Here is a 15,720-nt window from a genome sequence, read left to right as displayed (position 1 = left end):
CATGAAAAAATTAGCCCTTTTATTCCTCTCATTAAGCTTTATCGCCTGTCAGAATGAGAAAAAAACCATTAGCAGTTCAGACCAAGTAAACGAGACTGACCTCTCTTTTAAATATGACTCGGTAAAAGTATCCAGCAACGTTTTGGTTAAGGGTAACGAAAACTTGACCGATACCACAAAAGCAGTCATTTCCTATCCTGTATTTCCAGATCAAAAGATAAACCGGTTTGTTGAGCAAAAGGTTATGAATCTTGCTGATGAGGGGGAACACTTCGCCACTTATAAGGATTTTACAAATGCCTTTATTAAGAACTTCGATACTTTCAGCAAAGAGAACAAAGACTATGGCCAAACCTGGTTTATGGATGCAAAAGTTAAGGTTGAAGAACAAAATCCGCAGTACCTTTCCTTTCTGCTTACTTACGTAAATTATGAAGGTGGAGCCCACCCCAATAGTTCTTTCACTTATTTAAACTACGATCCGAAAAGTCATACGGAGATTGTTTTAGATTCACTGATCAACCCGGGTTCAATGCCAGAATTAACTGCTGTAGCAGAAAAAATATTTAGAAAAAATGAGAAGCTATCACCTACTGCGAGTTTAAAAGACAATTATTTCTTTGAAAACGATAAGTTTAGCTTAAATAAAAATTTCAGCATCAACAAAAAAGGCTTAAAGTTCCTTTACAATCCATACGAGATTAAAGCTTATGCCTACGGAATTACTGAGCTGGTTATTCCTTTTGCCGATTTAAAGGATGTCGCAAAACCAAACAGCTTACTTAACCCCGCTAATTAGAAAATGAAGATATATAAATTTGGAGGAGCATCGGTTAAAGATGCCGAAGGAATAAAAAACGTTTCATCAATTATCCAAAACCATAAAGGCAATCAGCTGCTGATTGTGGTTTCTGCAATGGGTAAAATAACCAACAAACTGGAAGAGCTAACAACGGCCTATTTAAACGGTCAGGATGATGTTCAGCAGATATTTGATGAAATAAAACTATATCACTTTAACATTTTAAATCAACTCTTTCCAGATCACAATCATCCAATATTCAATGATGTCGCAAATACTTTTGTAGAGATTGATTGGCTGATTGAAGAAGAACCAGAAGATGCACCTGATTATATATATGATCAGATCGTTTCTATTGGCGAGATCATTTCTACTAAAATTCTTGCGGCCTATTTGGGTACCTTACAAAACAACGTGAAGTGGGTAGATGCGCGCAATTTTGTTCATACCGACAATACTTACCGTGAAGGGCTGGTAAACTGGGAAAAAACAGAAGCTGAAATACAAGAAAATCTGGCTCCACTTTTAAAGGACAATATTGCCGTAACACAAGGCTTTATTGGTAATACCAGCGAAAACTTTACGACTACATTAGGCCGCGAGGGGTCCGACTATTCTGCTGCTATATTTTCGGCCTGTTTAAATGCCGAATCTATGACGATCTGGAAAGATGTACCGGGCGTTTTAAATGCCGATCCTAAATGGTTTGATGAAACGGAAAGGATTCCACAGCTTTCCTACCATGATGCCATAGAACTTGCCTATTATGGAGCAACCGTTATCCATCCAAAAACCATCAAGCCCATACAAAACAAGAATATCCCCTTGTATGTACGCTCATTTCTTCATCCCGATGCAGAAGGAACTGACATTACCGATCTAAATAATCACTTGCCAGTACCTTCCTTTATCTTTAAGGTAAACCAGGCATTGTTGTCCATATTCCCTAAAGATTTCTCTTTCATAATTGAAGAAAACCTGAGCCATATTTTTAGCCTGTTTCATAACCATAGAGTTAAAATTAATACCATGCTCAACTCTGCCATCAGTTTTTCCATCAGCTTTGATTACGATGCAAAGAAATTGGAAAGCTTAATTGCAGATTTATCTAAGGATTATAAAATAAAATACAATACAGACGTTGAATTGGTGACCATCAGGTATTACAACCAGGAAACGATAGATCGCGTAACTGTAAATAAAAACATTCTTTTGGAGGTAAAAAGTAGAAACACCTGCCAGATTGTAATGAGAGATAAAAAAGAAACGGAGTAAACATCCTTGAACAAGCACATACTAGATCAGCCAGTACAGGAATTCATCAATCAACATTTAATTGATGATGTCCATAAAATCGCTATGGCCAAAAGTCCCTTTAAGGAGGTTGAAGCCCGCGAACTGGCCAATCAAATTGCTGCCAAAAACAAATCCGTTAAGAAACTATCCACGTGGTACCATACAGAAGGTATCTACTACCCGCCGCTACTTTCTATAGAGCAATGCTCATCAGAAACAACAGCGGCATACAAAGCGAAACTGGTTATTGGAGACAGCCTTATCGATCTGACAGGCGGCTTTGGAGTAGACAGCCATTACTTTGCAAAGACAGTTGGCTCAGTGGTACATTGCGAAATAAACCCCGAGCTATCCGAAATAGCAGCATACAATGCAAAGGTATTAGGGCAAGATAACATGAGCTTCCTCGCTACAGATGGCCTTGCCTATCTGCAAAACACGACAGCTACATTCGACACCATCTATATAGATCCGGCAAGAAGAAGCAGCGCAGGAAAAGTGTTTATGCTAAACGATTGTACCCCAAATGTGGTGGAGCATTTATCACTGTTACTTCAAAAATCTTCAAGAATCATTGTTAAAACAGCTCCCCTCTTAGATTTATCTGCTGGTCTAAAGGAATTGAGTAATGTTACCGAAATCCATATTGTAAGTGTAAAAAACGAATGCAAAGAGTTGCTATGGATTATAGAGAAACAGGAAGTATCGAGCGTAAAAATAACTTGTACCACCTTAAATGAAAGTGAAAAGAGTTTTAGTTTCTTAAAAGGTGATGAAGAAGCTAGCTTGCCTCAAATACTTACAGAAACCCCTTCTGGCTACCTGTATGAGCCAGATACAGCATTATTAAAGAGTGGAGCCTTTAACCTGATCGGTTTGACTTACGGATTAAAGAAACTGAATACGCAAACACAGCTTTACAGTAGCGAGCAAATCAACCAACAGTTTCCGGGAAGAATCTTTAAAATAAATAGGATCATTAGCTCTGGAGAATTGAAAAAAGAAAAGCAGCTTGTTGGCAATGTAATCGTTAGGAACTACAGAGATAAAGCAGAAAATCTGGTCAAAAAGTATAAAATAAAGCCAGACAACCACCGGTTCCTGATCTTTACAGAGAGTAAAAATGATGGTTATATTGTAATTGACGCTACTATCGAGCAGCATTATTAATCCTTTTCAAAAGCACTTTTACAAAGAGAATCCTCTAGAATTTAACAAACTTTAACACTTACAACCAGCTGTATTTTAATGATTTAATTATTTTTGATTAACCATAAATCAAAAACCTAAATCATGAAGAACTACCAACGCATTAATAACCTCACGGGCTTCGTTCTTTTTGCCTTCGCAAGTATTGTTTATTGGCTTACTATGGAACCTAGCGCCAGCTTTTGGGATTGCGGCGAATTTCTATCCGCATCCAATAAATTGGAAGTAGGTCACCAACCTGGAGCACCTTTATTTCTGATGATTGGCAAAATGTTCTCGCTCCTGGCTATGGGCGATACTGCTAAAATAGCTTATTGGATAAACTTCAGTTCGGTATTGTTTAGTGGCGCCACCATTATGTTTTTATACTGGACCATCACTGCGTTGGCTTCAAAAATATATCCAAAAGAAAAAAGCACCGTTCAAAGCTTTAGTATAATTGCTGCCGGAGTAATAGGTGCATTGGCTTATACTTTTTCCGACACCTTCTGGTTCTCGGCAGTAGAGGCTGAAGTTTACGCACTTTCTACCCTATTTACCGCGATTGTATTTTGGTCGATCCTAAAATGGGAAAACAATATGGATAATCGATGGTTGGTGCTCATTGCGTTCTTAGTCGGACTTTCCATTGGCGTTCACCTACTCAGTCTACTCGCCATTCCAGCTATAGTGCTGGTTTACTACTTCAAAAAAGCTTCAAAACCAGATTTAATCGGCACGCTCAAAGCCTTTGCAATTGGCTGTCTGCTGGTAGGACTGGTACAATTTGTAATCGTACAATACCTGGTGCTCTTTGCTGCAAAATTCGACCTCTTTTTTGTAAACACTCTTGGCTTTAGTTTTGGTTATGGGGCTATGGCATTCATTTTCCTACTAGCCGCGGCTATTGCTTATGCCATTTTCTATTCTATTAAACATCATAAATACAACCTTAACCTTGCGCTTGTCTGCTTAACTTTCATTCTTTTTGGTTTTAGTTCCTATTTCATGATCGTGATCCGGGCCAATGCCAAACCCAATATCAATTTATCAAATCCAGACAATCCATTTTCATTACTTAGCTATTTAGGTCGCACCAATTACGGTGATACGCCATTGTTATATGGAAAAACATTCGACGCACAACAAACCGAAATTAAAGAAACAGGCACAGAATACAGAAAGGGTGCTAAAACTTATGAAGAGTCTGGTAAGGCTTACAAGCTGAGCTATGATAAAAACCTACTCTTTCCACGCACTTACAGTAATAAACCCAGACATGCAGAATTTTATAAAAACTGGATGGGACTCGAAGAAAATGAGAGCCCTGGCTTTTTCCAGAATCTAAGCTTCTTTCACTCCTATCAAGTAGGCTTTATGTACTGGCGTTATTTCTTATGGAACTTTGTAGGGCGCCAAAGCGACGTCCAGGGACAAGGTAGTTTAACAGAAGGAAATTGGATTACAGGAATTAAAAGTTTGGATGGTTTGAGACTTGCAAATCAAGCGAAATTACCACCTTCTATCACCGCCAACGAAGGAAACAACATCTATTATGGCTTACCATTCCTTTTGGGCATTGCAGGTTTGATCTTTTTATACAGAAAAAACAAACAGATGACGATCATCATTGCGACGCTTTTCTTTTTCACCGGACTGGCCATTATTCTTTACTTAAATCAGGATCCATTACAAGTTCGCGAAAGAGATTATGCTTATGTAGGCTCATTTTATGCTTTTGCTATTTTTATAGGCTTTGGAGTGTTGGCCATCAAAGAAACCATGGCACGCATGGCATCACATAAGTTAACTCTGGCTTTGGCAGCTATCACAGGCCTATTGGTTGCCCCAGTAATTATGGGCACACAAGGTTGGAACGATCATAACCGCTCTGATAAAAAAACGGCTGTAGACTTTGCCGTTAACTATCTTAATTCCTGCGCGCCAAACGCCATCCTATTCACCAATGCAGATAATGACACCTTCCCTTTATGGTATGCACAAGAGGTTGAGGGTATCAGAACAGACGTAAGAGTCGTTTGTCTGCAATTTTTAGCTGATATTGACTATATCGATCAGATGAAAACGCAAGCCAACCTATCGGCTCCCCTACCAATTGGTATGGCATCCGAAAAATATCAAAAAGGTGTTCGCGATTATCTCCCGTTTATAGATTATGGCTTTAAAGACAGCGTAGAGTTGAAAGATTTACTAACTGTACTTACTTCAGATAACAAGGATGATAAAGTAGAAATGCAAGGCGGCTCATTTGAAAACTTCCTTCCCACCAAAAAGTTCAAATTGAGTATTGATGCTAACCAGTTGGTAAAAACAAATACCATCCAGGCAAAAGACAAAGACAAAATAGCCCCGCAAATGGAATGGGATTTCAAAAAGAACTTTGCTAGCAAAGCGGACCTTACCATGTTAGATATCCTTGTCAACAATAACTGGGAAAGACCTATCTATTTTGGCTCTTCACTTTCCGAGGATACTTATATAGGTTTGGATAAATACCTTTATCTGGAAGGCTATGCTTATCGTTTATTACCACTTAAAAGAGATGCTAAAGACAACCGCGATAAATCAGAGGTTACCAATTCTGATGTTATGTATAGCAATACAGTACATAAAATGGATTTCTCCGCTTTCAACAAAGCGAAATACCTTGATCCGGAAAGCAGAAGGGTTGCAAATGATACCTGGACTTACCAAAACGCACTTGCAAAAAATCTGATTTCAGAAGGAAAAAATCCTCAGGCCCAACAAATCATCACAAAGAGCATTAAAGAGCTACCATTAAAACTTTATTCGATTCATGATACGTTGAATAGACTCGAAACCATTCAGATACTCCATAACTTAAACAATCATCAGGATGCAAATTTACTCGCCAGTCAAACGGCTTCATTTTTAGATCTGGAATTAAGTTACATTGCATCATTACCCGCAAGGCAGCAGCAAGTAGCTATTAGAGATATTCAGATTGGAATGTATGTTTTAAATGGTTTAGCTGAATTAACAAATGAAACAGCGCTAAGCAAGAAGATCAAAAAAAAGTATAAAGAACTGGAAGATAGTTTCAGTAAATCCTTAGGTTAAATCCAGCTTTTTTAGGATTTTCCAGAATTCAAAGGGGTCGAATTCGATCCCTTTATAAAAGAAAAAAGCCCCTATTTAAGGGGCTTTAGTATTGCGAGGCCGCCCAGAATTTTGTCCTGCTTTTTAAAGCTGCCCAGAGTATTATCCTGCCTCAAATGCCAACACAAATATAGCTATATATACTTAAAACAAATATTCACAAATCGTTTTAATCTTTCCCTTTTCATTCTTATACAAAATTGACGTTTCATCCTCATAAATTTCAATTTTATACTCCCCATCATTAAAGCGAAAATCATTCTTTCTTAGGGCAGTAATAACAGTAACCTCAAATCTATTTAAACTTAGGTAATGACATTCAATCACTATGTTCAACTTTGTTTCTCCCTCAATGTTTTTTGTAATAGTAATCCTCGGATTTCTTAAATTAACTTCAAAATTAGCAAATGAAAAAGGCTTAACTTTTAAAGCATAAAACAATAAATGTTTTGCCGAACTAATAACAATTTGCTCCACAAGTTCCTTATTTATGCCATCTCTTTTACCATCAAAATCTCCATACTGTTCTCTAATATAATAATGTTTATCAAACCATATATCAAATGCTACTCTTTCAATTTTAGTGAGAACCATTTTAGCATTTCCAGAACATTTATTACTAGTAAAAGCTAAAGGATCTGGTTCAATTATTTCACCTATTATCTCTTTTTTAATTCTAGGTCTTTTATCCATTCACGGAGATCTTCCTTTTAATTGTACACCCTGCCTCTATTGGTTATAACCATAATTACATTCCCACTTCTTTACACTTTCACGCTTACAACAATGCAAACATCAAAATAAAATCACACTTAAAAAACTTTTTATAAATTATTAATAAATAATAAACTTATAAAAACTACAAATTATTACTCTATAATATATATAATTACAAAAAACTACAACATAGAGCCCAACAGAGCTTTTGAGGAAACAACGACATCCGGGACCAAACAAAACACAATTAACTTCGTGGTAAAAGGAGATACTTCAATCAATGCTTCCACCATTACTCTAATCATTAAAGCTATTAAAAACAAAAATGGGATGTCCAGAAGGACATCCCATTTTTGTTTTCTTCAAAACCTATCTTAAATATTATTTATTTGGTTGAGGAGTCATTCTCAAATAAGGTTTAATTTCTTTATATCCTTTAGGGAACCTAGCAGGAATATCTTCAGTTTTAATGCTATTTGCAACAACGACATCCTCTCCATCTTTCCAATCAGCAGGTGTAGCCACACTATAATTAGCAGTAAGCTGTAAAGAATCAATCACTCTTAACACTTCATTAAAATTACGTCCTGTAGATGCAGGGTAAGTAAGCATCAGCTTCACTTTCTTATCAGGAGATATAATAAACAATGAACGTACAGTTAACGTCTCAGAGGCATTCGGATGGATCATATCATACAAATCTGCAATCTTCTTATCTTCATCCGCTATGATTGGGAAATCAACATTAGTATTTTGAGTTTCATTAATGTCTTTAATCCAGCCTTTATGCGATTCAGCAGAATCCACACTAAGTGCCAACACTTTCACATTTCTTTTCTCAAATTCACCTTTCAATGCCGAAGTACGACCAAGCTCTGTTGTACATACCGGTGTATAATCTGCCGGATGAGAAAACAACACACCCCAGCTATCCCCTAAGAATTCATAAAAATCAATATCTCCAATAGATGTCTCAGCCTTAAAGTTGGGCGCAACGTCCCCTATTCTTAAACTCATAATTATATTTTTTTGGTTTATTAATTGTCTAAAACAAATTTAACTAATAAAGTCTACAAATTAAGTATACTATCTAAAATAATTCTCCTTGATTTGTCAAATCATTAGGATCATTGATGAATTTAATAGGTGCCACCTTAGCACTCAGGTGTTTATTAAATTGTTCGATGGTATAATTGGCCAGAATGGGCGTATCCTTTTCATCATGCTGGTGCAGAAAAAAGTAAACCTTTGCTAATCCCTTATCTAACCAGGTTTTAATCCGAACTACCCAGTCATCAATCCTTGCGAAATCAGAATCTTTGTGCTCCTGTCCATTTCCTACAAAGCGAATAAATATTTCGGGGATGGTCAATTCCATGTGTACACAATCCCGCCTGCCACTTGCATCCGTAATTATCGCCCCTTTTTTATACTTGGCTAACATTTCAAAAAGCTGGGCTCGTGCTGCATGATCCGAAAACCAATCTTCGTGCCTCAGTTCCACAAACACTTCTAAATCTACTGGCAGATGTTTAATGTAGTTCTCCAGCACATCAAAATTCTTAGGCCCAAAGTTATCGCCCAATTGCAAAAAGCAAGGACCTAAAAATTGACCAAACTCATGAATACTAGAAAGGTAAAGATCCGTAGGCACTTCTGCATCTTTTAACCTTTTAATATGACTGATGGTTCTGGAAAACTTAGGACAAAATAAAAAGCCATTGCTAGCATTCTCTTCAGCCTTTGCTCGCCATTTACGAATCAATTCTGCATTAGGAATGCTATAAAAAACTGCATTCAACTCAATCGAGTTAAAGTGCTTTACGTACTCATCCAAAAAGTCGGCCTCTTTGGTTTTTGGAGGATAAATCATATTCAACCATTCCTTCCGTCCCCATTTTGCACAACCAATATAAAATGTAGGATCTTTAACAGGTTTAGCGCCCGCAAGTGTTATTGCCGTTTGTTTCCCATCTTCAGGTAATGTAAAATCTACAGCTCTCAGCTCATTTGCGCCTACTTTTCCAAAGTCCATATTAAAAGTTTTATATAAAAAGAAACCCGAAACTAATGAATAAGTTTTAAGGATTCAATTTGTTCTTCGTCCAACATAACGACAAAATCACTAAAACTAGCAAAACAATAATTATTGAAAAATGTATATTTGATTTCCCATTATTATTAACTGCTCATAATGAATCACAAAACCAAAAAAGAAGAATTACGATTCGACTGCCAATTAAAAGCCAAAAACTTACAAACTGCCTTGAATTCGGTAGTTAACTATGATTTTCAATCATTTTTCCTCCTGGAGAACTACATTCGATGCAAAAAAGAAAGTATTGAAACAGTTGAGAGATTGATTAGACATTTGGAATCAGGCGAATAAAAAAAGAACCCCACATTAATTAAAATGTGGGGACTGTAAACGGTTTCTCAGGCCGTTCCTAACGCTCTCATCATGAAGGTAGCATTTATACTTTATTTATCAGTTTTTTTTAAAAAAAAATTAACGATTTTATCCCTACGTAAGTTTGCGACCCTATCCGACTGTGAACTTTCGCAGATCACCAGGATTGAAAATGGAGAGGTCAACACTATTGTTAGCTCAACTATTGGAAGAATAAATACAATCCTTAGCAAAAAAATGAATAAAATTTATTCAATTTGGTATTATGATCAGAAAAGAAATACAGGACGAATTAAAAGAGAATAAAACTACTGTTTTCTGGGACACAATTTTGAAAGAAAAAATCAAATCAGAAGATTCGAACTCAGTTGAAAATTATATAGAAAAAACTATAATTAAAGAAGCACCTGAAAACAGAGAAATAAAAAAAGAAGATAGACCTATATGAGTTTATAAAAATCCCCTCAAATGTATATTTAAGGGGATAAACGAAAAAGTAAATAAATCAAGGTTTCAATTCTTTTCAGAAGAACTACTATTTATAAACCTTGATCATAAATACATAATCCTTTATTTTATTGACTTGCTTAGGCTTGCTTAAGCCTTGCAATGAATTTCTTTTGCTGAACGCAACCTTAGTGCCCAAAGAATCATTAGGAATAGAATTTAACGCTTCCTGAATATACTTTGATTTAACAGCAAACGTAGCCCCATCAACCTGATTCTGCTTGGCACTGATCACCCCAATGATATTACCATCATGATCCAATAAAGGACCACCACTATTACCGGGGTTAACAGGAATAGACACCTGATACTGGGTTGTATCACCATTATAACCTGTTTTAGAGCTCACATAACCTTGGCCATATACTGCATCATCCTTAGGGAAACCCAAAGTATATACAGATTCGCCCATACCTATCACATTTTGTTTTAGTCTGTAAGGCAAATTGGATAAGCTATTAAATGACTTATCTTCAATTTTAAGAATCGCCAAATCGTATTGCGAGTCTTTACGTTTTACAACAGCCTTATATGAATTACCTTTACTATCCTGAACATATACAGAATCCGCATCGGCAACTACATGTAAATTAGTTAAAATATAACCGTTGGATGTTAATGCAAATCCGGTACCTCCAAAATTAGCAGGCTTTAAATTAGGGGTTACTACATTACTGGAATTTATTTTCCGAATCAGGTTACTCTGAGAATTTTTAATCTTAGCCAACTCTCTACTTACCAACTCCACGCTTCCACTTTGTTGAGTAGTTTGTTGTATAGAATAAAGTGTAACTACGGTAAGTAAGATAAATGAAGCTGCCACCGCAATTGCCGCTTTATTTTTACGCCAGATATTTACAATAAACGAAGGATGAGGACCTAATTGTCTACTTAAGGTCTCCACATCAATCTGCGCATGCACCTGATTCATTTTATTTTTCAAATCAGAAATTGAGGCATAGTCATTTAATGACTCTAGAAAAACCTTGTGTGCAACCACCTTATGATCAACTGAAGGATCATTTAAACGCAATTGTTCAAAAGCTTTTGCCTCTTCTTCATTTAGTTTACCATTCAGGTAATCTTCAATTATACCCTCTAACTCTATCTCGTTCCGCATATCAGTATTAAGATTGAAAAAATAACTTTTTTAACCTTTGAAGGCATTTGTACTTCTGTGTTTTGGCATTATCCGTATTGGTATAGCCAAATTTCTCACAGATATCCTGCATTGAAAGGTTATTTATATAAAAATCCTGAATAATAGTTTTACAGGGTTCACCTAGATGAAGAAGTGCCGATTGCATTTTATCAAACTGGCGATCCTTCTCTTCATGTTGCTCTACATCCTCCTCCACTGATATTAAATCGTCAAAATCTGTAACGTCATTTGATTTTTTACTCTGCTGTGAAAGCTTCTTTAACCAAATCCGTCTACAAACTGAATATATGTAGGTTTTTAGTTTGCTGCTTAATTCAAAATTGCCGCTTTTAATTTTATTGTATAAAACGATGATTCCTTCCTGATACACATCTTTTGCATCATCCTCATCACCATTATTATTCAAAATAAATTGTAAGATCATCGGGAAATACCCCGCGTACAACTTATTTAGCGCTTCTTCTGAGTTATTTAAGATCCCTAAAACTACCTCTCTATCTGTTGGAACTGAACTGCTTATCTTATTACTCACCAATTAATACCTTTATACGTGAATGGTAACCCAATGTTAACTAAAAAAAATATTTTTTATTGCTATTATCTCTTAAAACATAAATTAACATCGATTAGTATTTCTTTACTATACTTCGAAGATGGTTTTATACAACAAGGAGTATGAAAGGAGTTTCAAAGGAATTTAAAAGGAGCTAGGGTCCTACGAGAGTCCTTTCAGACTCCTAGGAGGGTTAGACTGTTCCCGAAGGATCTCTTAAGCATTATCAAAGAAAATAGATATCCTACTCATTATAACCACTAAAGGAATTTTATTAAAATAAAAAGAAAATAAATTTGAAAACAATAAATAAATGATGATATATTTGCGGCTCGGAATTAGGACCTGAGAAACTTATCCGATTGTAAAACAGCACAATATAAAGAAAAAGCATTTTTATTAAATTAATTTTACTTTTTTTTGAAATCACTGGGTTACCTTTTAAACTTTCAGGTATTAATCAGTAAAATTAATTAATTATTTAAAATAGAATTAGAATGAAAAACGCATTTAAATTTGGCTTTTTAGCTTTAGCAATCACTTTATCAGTAGCAGCTTGTCAATCATCAGAAAAAACTGGCGAATCTACAGATACTACTTTAACTGATACTTCTGCTGTTGTAACTACAGTTGATACTACAGTTACTGATTCAGCTGTAAAAGATACTACAGTTAAAACTACTACTGAGACTACTGCTCCAGCTCACTAAGCTAAATTAGACTTTATAAAAAGGCCTTGGTTTCCCCAAGGCCTTTTTTATTGCCCAATACTTTTTATCCCCAATTTAAATTGGAAGCAGTTTGTTTTCATAACCAATAATTCGAGGGGCAATGCTGGGACCTTCCCCAGGTATTGACGGGGCCATCCTGGGCCCAATAACCTTAACAACACACTGTTAATGACTCCCCCAGACCAAAGTAACAATCAAGCACTTTTTGGGTATTGATCCGAATTCGGTATTTATTCCAAGCAAATTAATTTGTTGGATAACACAATATACAGTCCCAATTAACGTCTTTACATACGAGAGCGTTAATTTAGATGAGCGGAAATAGTTGGATTGACTATTTCCGCTTTTTTATTTGCCTGTATTATTTTTCAATATTCAGTCCAGAAAAATCAAAAAACGCCATCAAGTTCATATCAAAAGCTTTAGCGATTTTATTAAGTGTACTAAGCTTTAAATCAACTCTTCCCTTTTCAATAATTCTAGATCACTCGTATTCATCGATGAAAGATCAGCTTTGTAAAAAACATTCAGGGTACACTTAGATTTACCACTTCAACTCGCCAGCTACATTTATACAGAAAAGAAAAAACTGTCCCCTGACTCCTGAAAAATTTCCTTATAGTTAACTCTACGTAAACCGTTTGAAACCTCTATATTCCCGGACATTACCCGGACGTTACTCGGACATTACTCGGACACTACTTGGGTGGAGCCGAGTAGTGTCCGGTTAACGTCCGTTAATACACTGTGAATTAAATTGCTTTGTAATAGAGTCAGAGCAAAGCCAGCCGCATCATTATAGTCGAAGATTTTCTATTTATGCGACCCTACTACTTTGCTTGCCGCCTAATAATGTTACCTTTGTGCTCGTAAAAACAGTTACATTCATGAATTTATCTCCACTTCAAGCTATTTCTCCGGTTGATGGACGTTATAGAAATACAACCCACGGCCTTTCTAAATATTTTTCAGAATCTGCATTAATTAAATACAGAGTCTATGTAGAAATTGAATATTTCATTTCACTATGTGAAGCAGGATTACCTGGATTAGATCAGTTTGACAAAGCAAACTATCCTAAACTCCGTTTAATTCATGAACAATTCAATGATGAACATGCACAGGAAGTAAAGGACACTGAAAAAGTGACTAACCATGATGTGAAAGCTGTTGAATATTTCATTAAAAAACAGTTTGACCAACTTGGATTTGAAAACTACAAAGAGTTTATCCATTTTGGCTTAACTTCTCAGGATATTAACAATACCGCTATTCCTTATACCTTTAAGTTAGCCCTAAACGAAGTTTATTACCCAAGTATTTCTCAATTAATTGGCAAAATTAGAGACTTGGCTATCGAATGGAAAGATGTGCCATTATTAGCGCATACCCATGGACAACCAGCCTCTCCTACTAAATTAGGTAAGGAATTCCTTGTTTTTGCTGAGCGTTTAGAAATTCAGTTACATAACCTGAAAGCCATTCCAAACAGCGCTAAATTTGGCGGTGCCACTGGAAACTTCAACGCACACCATATTGCTTATCCAAAAATCAATTGGGTACATTTCTCTAATCGCTTTGTAAATGAGGCTTTAGGTTTAACCCGTGCACAGCACACTACTCAAATTGAACATTACGATCAGTTTGCAGCACAATGTGATGCTTTGAAAAGGATCAACAACATCATTATTGATATGGACAGAGACATCTGGGCATATATCTCTAAAAATTACTTTAAACAAAAAATAAAAGAAGGTGAAGTAGGTTCATCGGCTATGCCACACAAGGTTAACCCAATTGACTTTGAAAATGCAGAAGGTAATGCAGGTATTGCCAATGCTTTATTTGAGTTCTTTGCAGCTAAACTACCTATTTCCCGTTTACAAAGAGATTTAACAGACTCTACAGTACTTAGAAATATTGGTGTACCTATGGCGCATACAGTAATCGCCATGGCATCGACTTTAAAGGGCTTAAATAAGATTATATTAAACAATGAGGCTATCGCTGCAGACCTGGAAAACAACTGGGCTGTGGTGGCTGAAGCGATACAAACCGTACTTAGAAGAGAAGCTTATCCAAACCCTTACGAGGCGCTAAAAGATTTAACCCGTACCAATCAAAAGATCACTGCCACAACTATGGCTGATTTTATTGACGGCTTAAATGTAAGCGATGAGTTAAAAGAAGAATTGAAACAAATCACGCCATTTAACTACACAGGGGTGTTTTAAGGATGATTTAAGATATAATGACCTAAAACAGACACCTGCTAGGGGAATTGCATCTATGAATTATTTATTTTTGTATAAAAAAATAAGACAATGACTATCAACGTATATACAGAACAAACGCCAAATCCTGCTACAATGAAATTCATGGTCAATAAATTATTGATCAATGGCAGCGAAGATTTTGCAACTAAAGAGAGTGCTGAGCAATCTCCTTTCGCAAAAGAATTGTTTAAATTCAATTTTGTGAATGGTGTTTTTTTTGCAAGTAACTTTGTAACAATCACCAAAACAGAAGATGCAGAATGGGCAGATATTGAACCTATTTTGAAGGAATTTGTAAAAGGAGCAGTTGAATCTGAATACAAAATAAAAGAAGTTACATCGGATGAAGCGCCTGCTTTTGAAGGAACAGATTTAGAGATCAAAATTCAGCAAATCCTACACGATTATGTTCGCCCAGCGGTTGAGCAAGATGGTGGAGCAATTAGCTATAAATCATTTGATGAAGGTGTAGTAACTGTAGAACTGAGAGGTTCTTGCAGTGGATGTCCTTCTTCTACCATCACGTTGAAGTCTGGTATCCAGAACTTATTGCAACGTATGGTTCCTGAAGTGAAAGAAGTAGTTTCAGAAGCTTTGTAGAAAGCAATAACGATTTAGTAAAAAGGGGTTCATTTAACAGAGGGCACTGAAAAAGTTCCTCATTTATGAGCCAGCTTAAGGAACGATCAAGTAGAACATGTTTTTTACTTGATCGTTTTTTTTATTGAACAAAGTTGAGATTTCGTTATACTGATTTTTTGATCAATATATACCTGTCTTTTTCGAAGGATAAATAAGCATTTTGGTTGCAATTGACTGGATTTAACTCAGATTTATTGAATATTAGATCAGTTTTAGGATTCTTTTTAAGTTTACGGTAAAAATTGCCATAGCCCCCTGCATTTCCATATTCTGTATTCCATAGGAAGTCGCACGT

13 protein-coding genes are annotated in these 15,720 nt (G+C 36.0%); 8 read left to right on the top strand and 5 right to left on the bottom strand.

The window, feature by feature from the left end:
- Position 1 precedes the first annotated feature (1 nt).
- The 4 genes from FBD94_RS03960 (at position 2) to FBD94_RS03945 (ending at position 6,388) form a co-directional block, all read left to right on the top strand.
- A complete protein-coding gene (locus FBD94_RS03960; RefSeq protein WP_235884364.1) occupies positions 2-799 on the top strand; it encodes a DUF3298 and DUF4163 domain-containing protein in 798 nt (265 codons plus the stop codon).
- Between the two features lie 3 nt (positions 800-802).
- Positions 803-2,077 carry an aspartate kinase gene (locus FBD94_RS03955; RefSeq protein WP_136879205.1) on the top strand — a complete coding sequence of 425 codons (1,275 nt, stop codon included), beginning with the start codon at positions 803-805 and terminating at the stop codon, positions 2,075-2,077.
- 6 nt (positions 2,078-2,083) lie between these two features.
- Positions 2,084-3,268, top strand: a complete 1,185-nt coding sequence (locus tag FBD94_RS03950) for a hypothetical protein (RefSeq protein WP_136879204.1) — start codon at positions 2,084-2,086, stop codon at positions 3,266-3,268.
- 123 nt (positions 3,269-3,391) lie between these two features.
- Entirely contained in the window at positions 3,392-6,388 is a 2,997-nt protein-coding gene (locus FBD94_RS03945) for a glycosyltransferase family 117 protein (protein WP_136879203.1), read from the top strand.
- A 183-nt stretch (positions 6,389-6,571) separates the two neighbouring features.
- On the opposite strand, the gene FBD94_RS03940 is transcribed toward FBD94_RS03945, so the two are convergent.
- The 3 genes from FBD94_RS03940 to FBD94_RS03930 all read right to left on the bottom strand — a co-directional run bounded on the left by FBD94_RS03940 (position 6,572) and on the right by FBD94_RS03930 (position 9,179).
- Positions 6,572-7,120, bottom strand: coding sequence for a hypothetical protein (locus tag FBD94_RS03940; protein ID WP_136879202.1), 549 nt, complete (start codon positions 7,118-7,120; stop codon positions 6,572-6,574).
- 405 nt (positions 7,121-7,525) lie between these two features.
- Complete coding sequence (locus FBD94_RS03935; protein ID WP_131610858.1) at positions 7,526-8,161, bottom strand: peroxiredoxin; 636 nt, start codon at positions 8,159-8,161, stop codon at positions 7,526-7,528.
- Between the two features lie 73 nt (positions 8,162-8,234).
- On the bottom strand, positions 8,235-9,179 hold the full coding sequence (locus FBD94_RS03930; protein ID WP_136879201.1) for a DUF72 domain-containing protein: 945 nt from the start codon (positions 9,177-9,179) through the stop codon (positions 8,235-8,237).
- A gap of 640 nt (positions 9,180-9,819) precedes the next feature.
- Between FBD94_RS03930 and FBD94_RS03925 the strand changes: the two genes are divergently transcribed.
- Positions 9,820-10,002: a hypothetical protein gene (locus tag FBD94_RS03925; RefSeq protein ID WP_136879200.1), complete on the top strand. Its 183-nt coding sequence runs from the start codon at positions 9,820-9,822 to the stop codon at positions 10,000-10,002.
- A gap of 87 nt (positions 10,003-10,089) precedes the next feature.
- On the opposite strand, the gene FBD94_RS03920 is transcribed toward FBD94_RS03925, so the two are convergent.
- Together FBD94_RS03920 and FBD94_RS03915 are read right to left on the bottom strand one after the other, a co-directional pair.
- Positions 10,090-11,181 (bottom strand): S1C family serine protease, encoded by a 1,092-nt coding sequence (locus tag FBD94_RS03920; protein ID WP_131610855.1) that lies wholly within the window; start codon positions 11,179-11,181, stop codon positions 10,090-10,092.
- 7 nt (positions 11,182-11,188) lie between these two features.
- Entirely contained in the window at positions 11,189-11,755 is a 567-nt protein-coding gene (locus FBD94_RS03915) for an RNA polymerase sigma factor (RefSeq protein WP_131610854.1), read from the bottom strand.
- Positions 11,756-12,273: 518 nt separating this feature from the next.
- Here FBD94_RS03915 and FBD94_RS03910 point away from each other — a divergent pair.
- The 3 genes from FBD94_RS03910 (at position 12,274) to FBD94_RS03900 (ending at position 15,383) form a co-directional block, all read left to right on the top strand.
- A complete protein-coding gene (locus FBD94_RS03910) occupies positions 12,274-12,486 on the top strand; it encodes a hypothetical protein (RefSeq protein WP_090779564.1) in 213 nt (70 codons plus the stop codon).
- Positions 12,487-13,394: 908 nt separating this feature from the next.
- Complete coding sequence (purB, locus tag FBD94_RS03905) at positions 13,395-14,741, top strand: adenylosuccinate lyase (protein ID WP_136879199.1); 1,347 nt, start codon at positions 13,395-13,397, stop codon at positions 14,739-14,741.
- A gap of 90 nt (positions 14,742-14,831) precedes the next feature.
- Entirely contained in the window at positions 14,832-15,383 is a 552-nt protein-coding gene (locus FBD94_RS03900; RefSeq protein ID WP_136879198.1) for a NifU family protein, read from the top strand.
- Positions 15,384-15,720: the final 337 nt, after the last annotated feature.

The sequence above is a fragment of the Pedobacter hiemivivus genome (assembly GCF_005144565.1).
Classification (GTDB): Bacteria; Bacteroidota; Bacteroidia; order Sphingobacteriales; family Sphingobacteriaceae; genus Pedobacter; species Pedobacter hiemivivus.
The sequence above is the reverse complement of the archived record's forward strand: the minus strand, read 5'-3'. Positions and strand labels throughout refer to the sequence as shown.

What these genes read in the sequence shown, in the direction of transcription:
- FBD94_RS03955 (WP_136879205.1), top strand. Translation starts at nt 803, where the DNA reads ATGAAGATATATAAATTTGGAGGAGCATCGGTTAAAGATGCCGAAGGA.
- FBD94_RS03960 (WP_235884364.1), top strand. Translation starts at nt 2, where the DNA reads ATGAAAAAATTAGCCCTTTTATTCCTCTCATTAAGCTTTATCGCCTGT.
- FBD94_RS03920 (WP_131610855.1), bottom strand. Translation starts at nt 11,181, where the DNA reads ATGCGGAACGAGATAGAGTTAGAGGGTATAATTGAAGATTACCTGAAT.
- FBD94_RS03940 (WP_136879202.1), bottom strand. Translation starts at nt 7,120, where the DNA reads ATGGATAAAAGACCTAGAATTAAAAAAGAGATAATAGGTGAAATAATT.
- purB (WP_136879199.1), top strand. Translation starts at nt 13,395, where the DNA reads ATGAATTTATCTCCACTTCAAGCTATTTCTCCGGTTGATGGACGTTAT.
- FBD94_RS03945 (WP_136879203.1), top strand. Translation starts at nt 3,392, where the DNA reads ATGAAGAACTACCAACGCATTAATAACCTCACGGGCTTCGTTCTTTTT.
- FBD94_RS03900 (WP_136879198.1), top strand. Translation starts at nt 14,832, where the DNA reads ATGACTATCAACGTATATACAGAACAAACGCCAAATCCTGCTACAATG.
- FBD94_RS03925 (WP_136879200.1), top strand. Translation starts at nt 9,820, where the DNA reads ATGATCAGAAAAGAAATACAGGACGAATTAAAAGAGAATAAAACTACT.
- FBD94_RS03910 (WP_090779564.1), top strand. Translation starts at nt 12,274, where the DNA reads ATGAAAAACGCATTTAAATTTGGCTTTTTAGCTTTAGCAATCACTTTA.
- FBD94_RS03930 (WP_136879201.1), bottom strand. Translation starts at nt 9,179, where the DNA reads ATGGACTTTGGAAAAGTAGGCGCAAATGAGCTGAGAGCTGTAGATTTT.
- FBD94_RS03935 (WP_131610858.1), bottom strand. Translation starts at nt 8,161, where the DNA reads ATGAGTTTAAGAATAGGGGACGTTGCGCCCAACTTTAAGGCTGAGACA.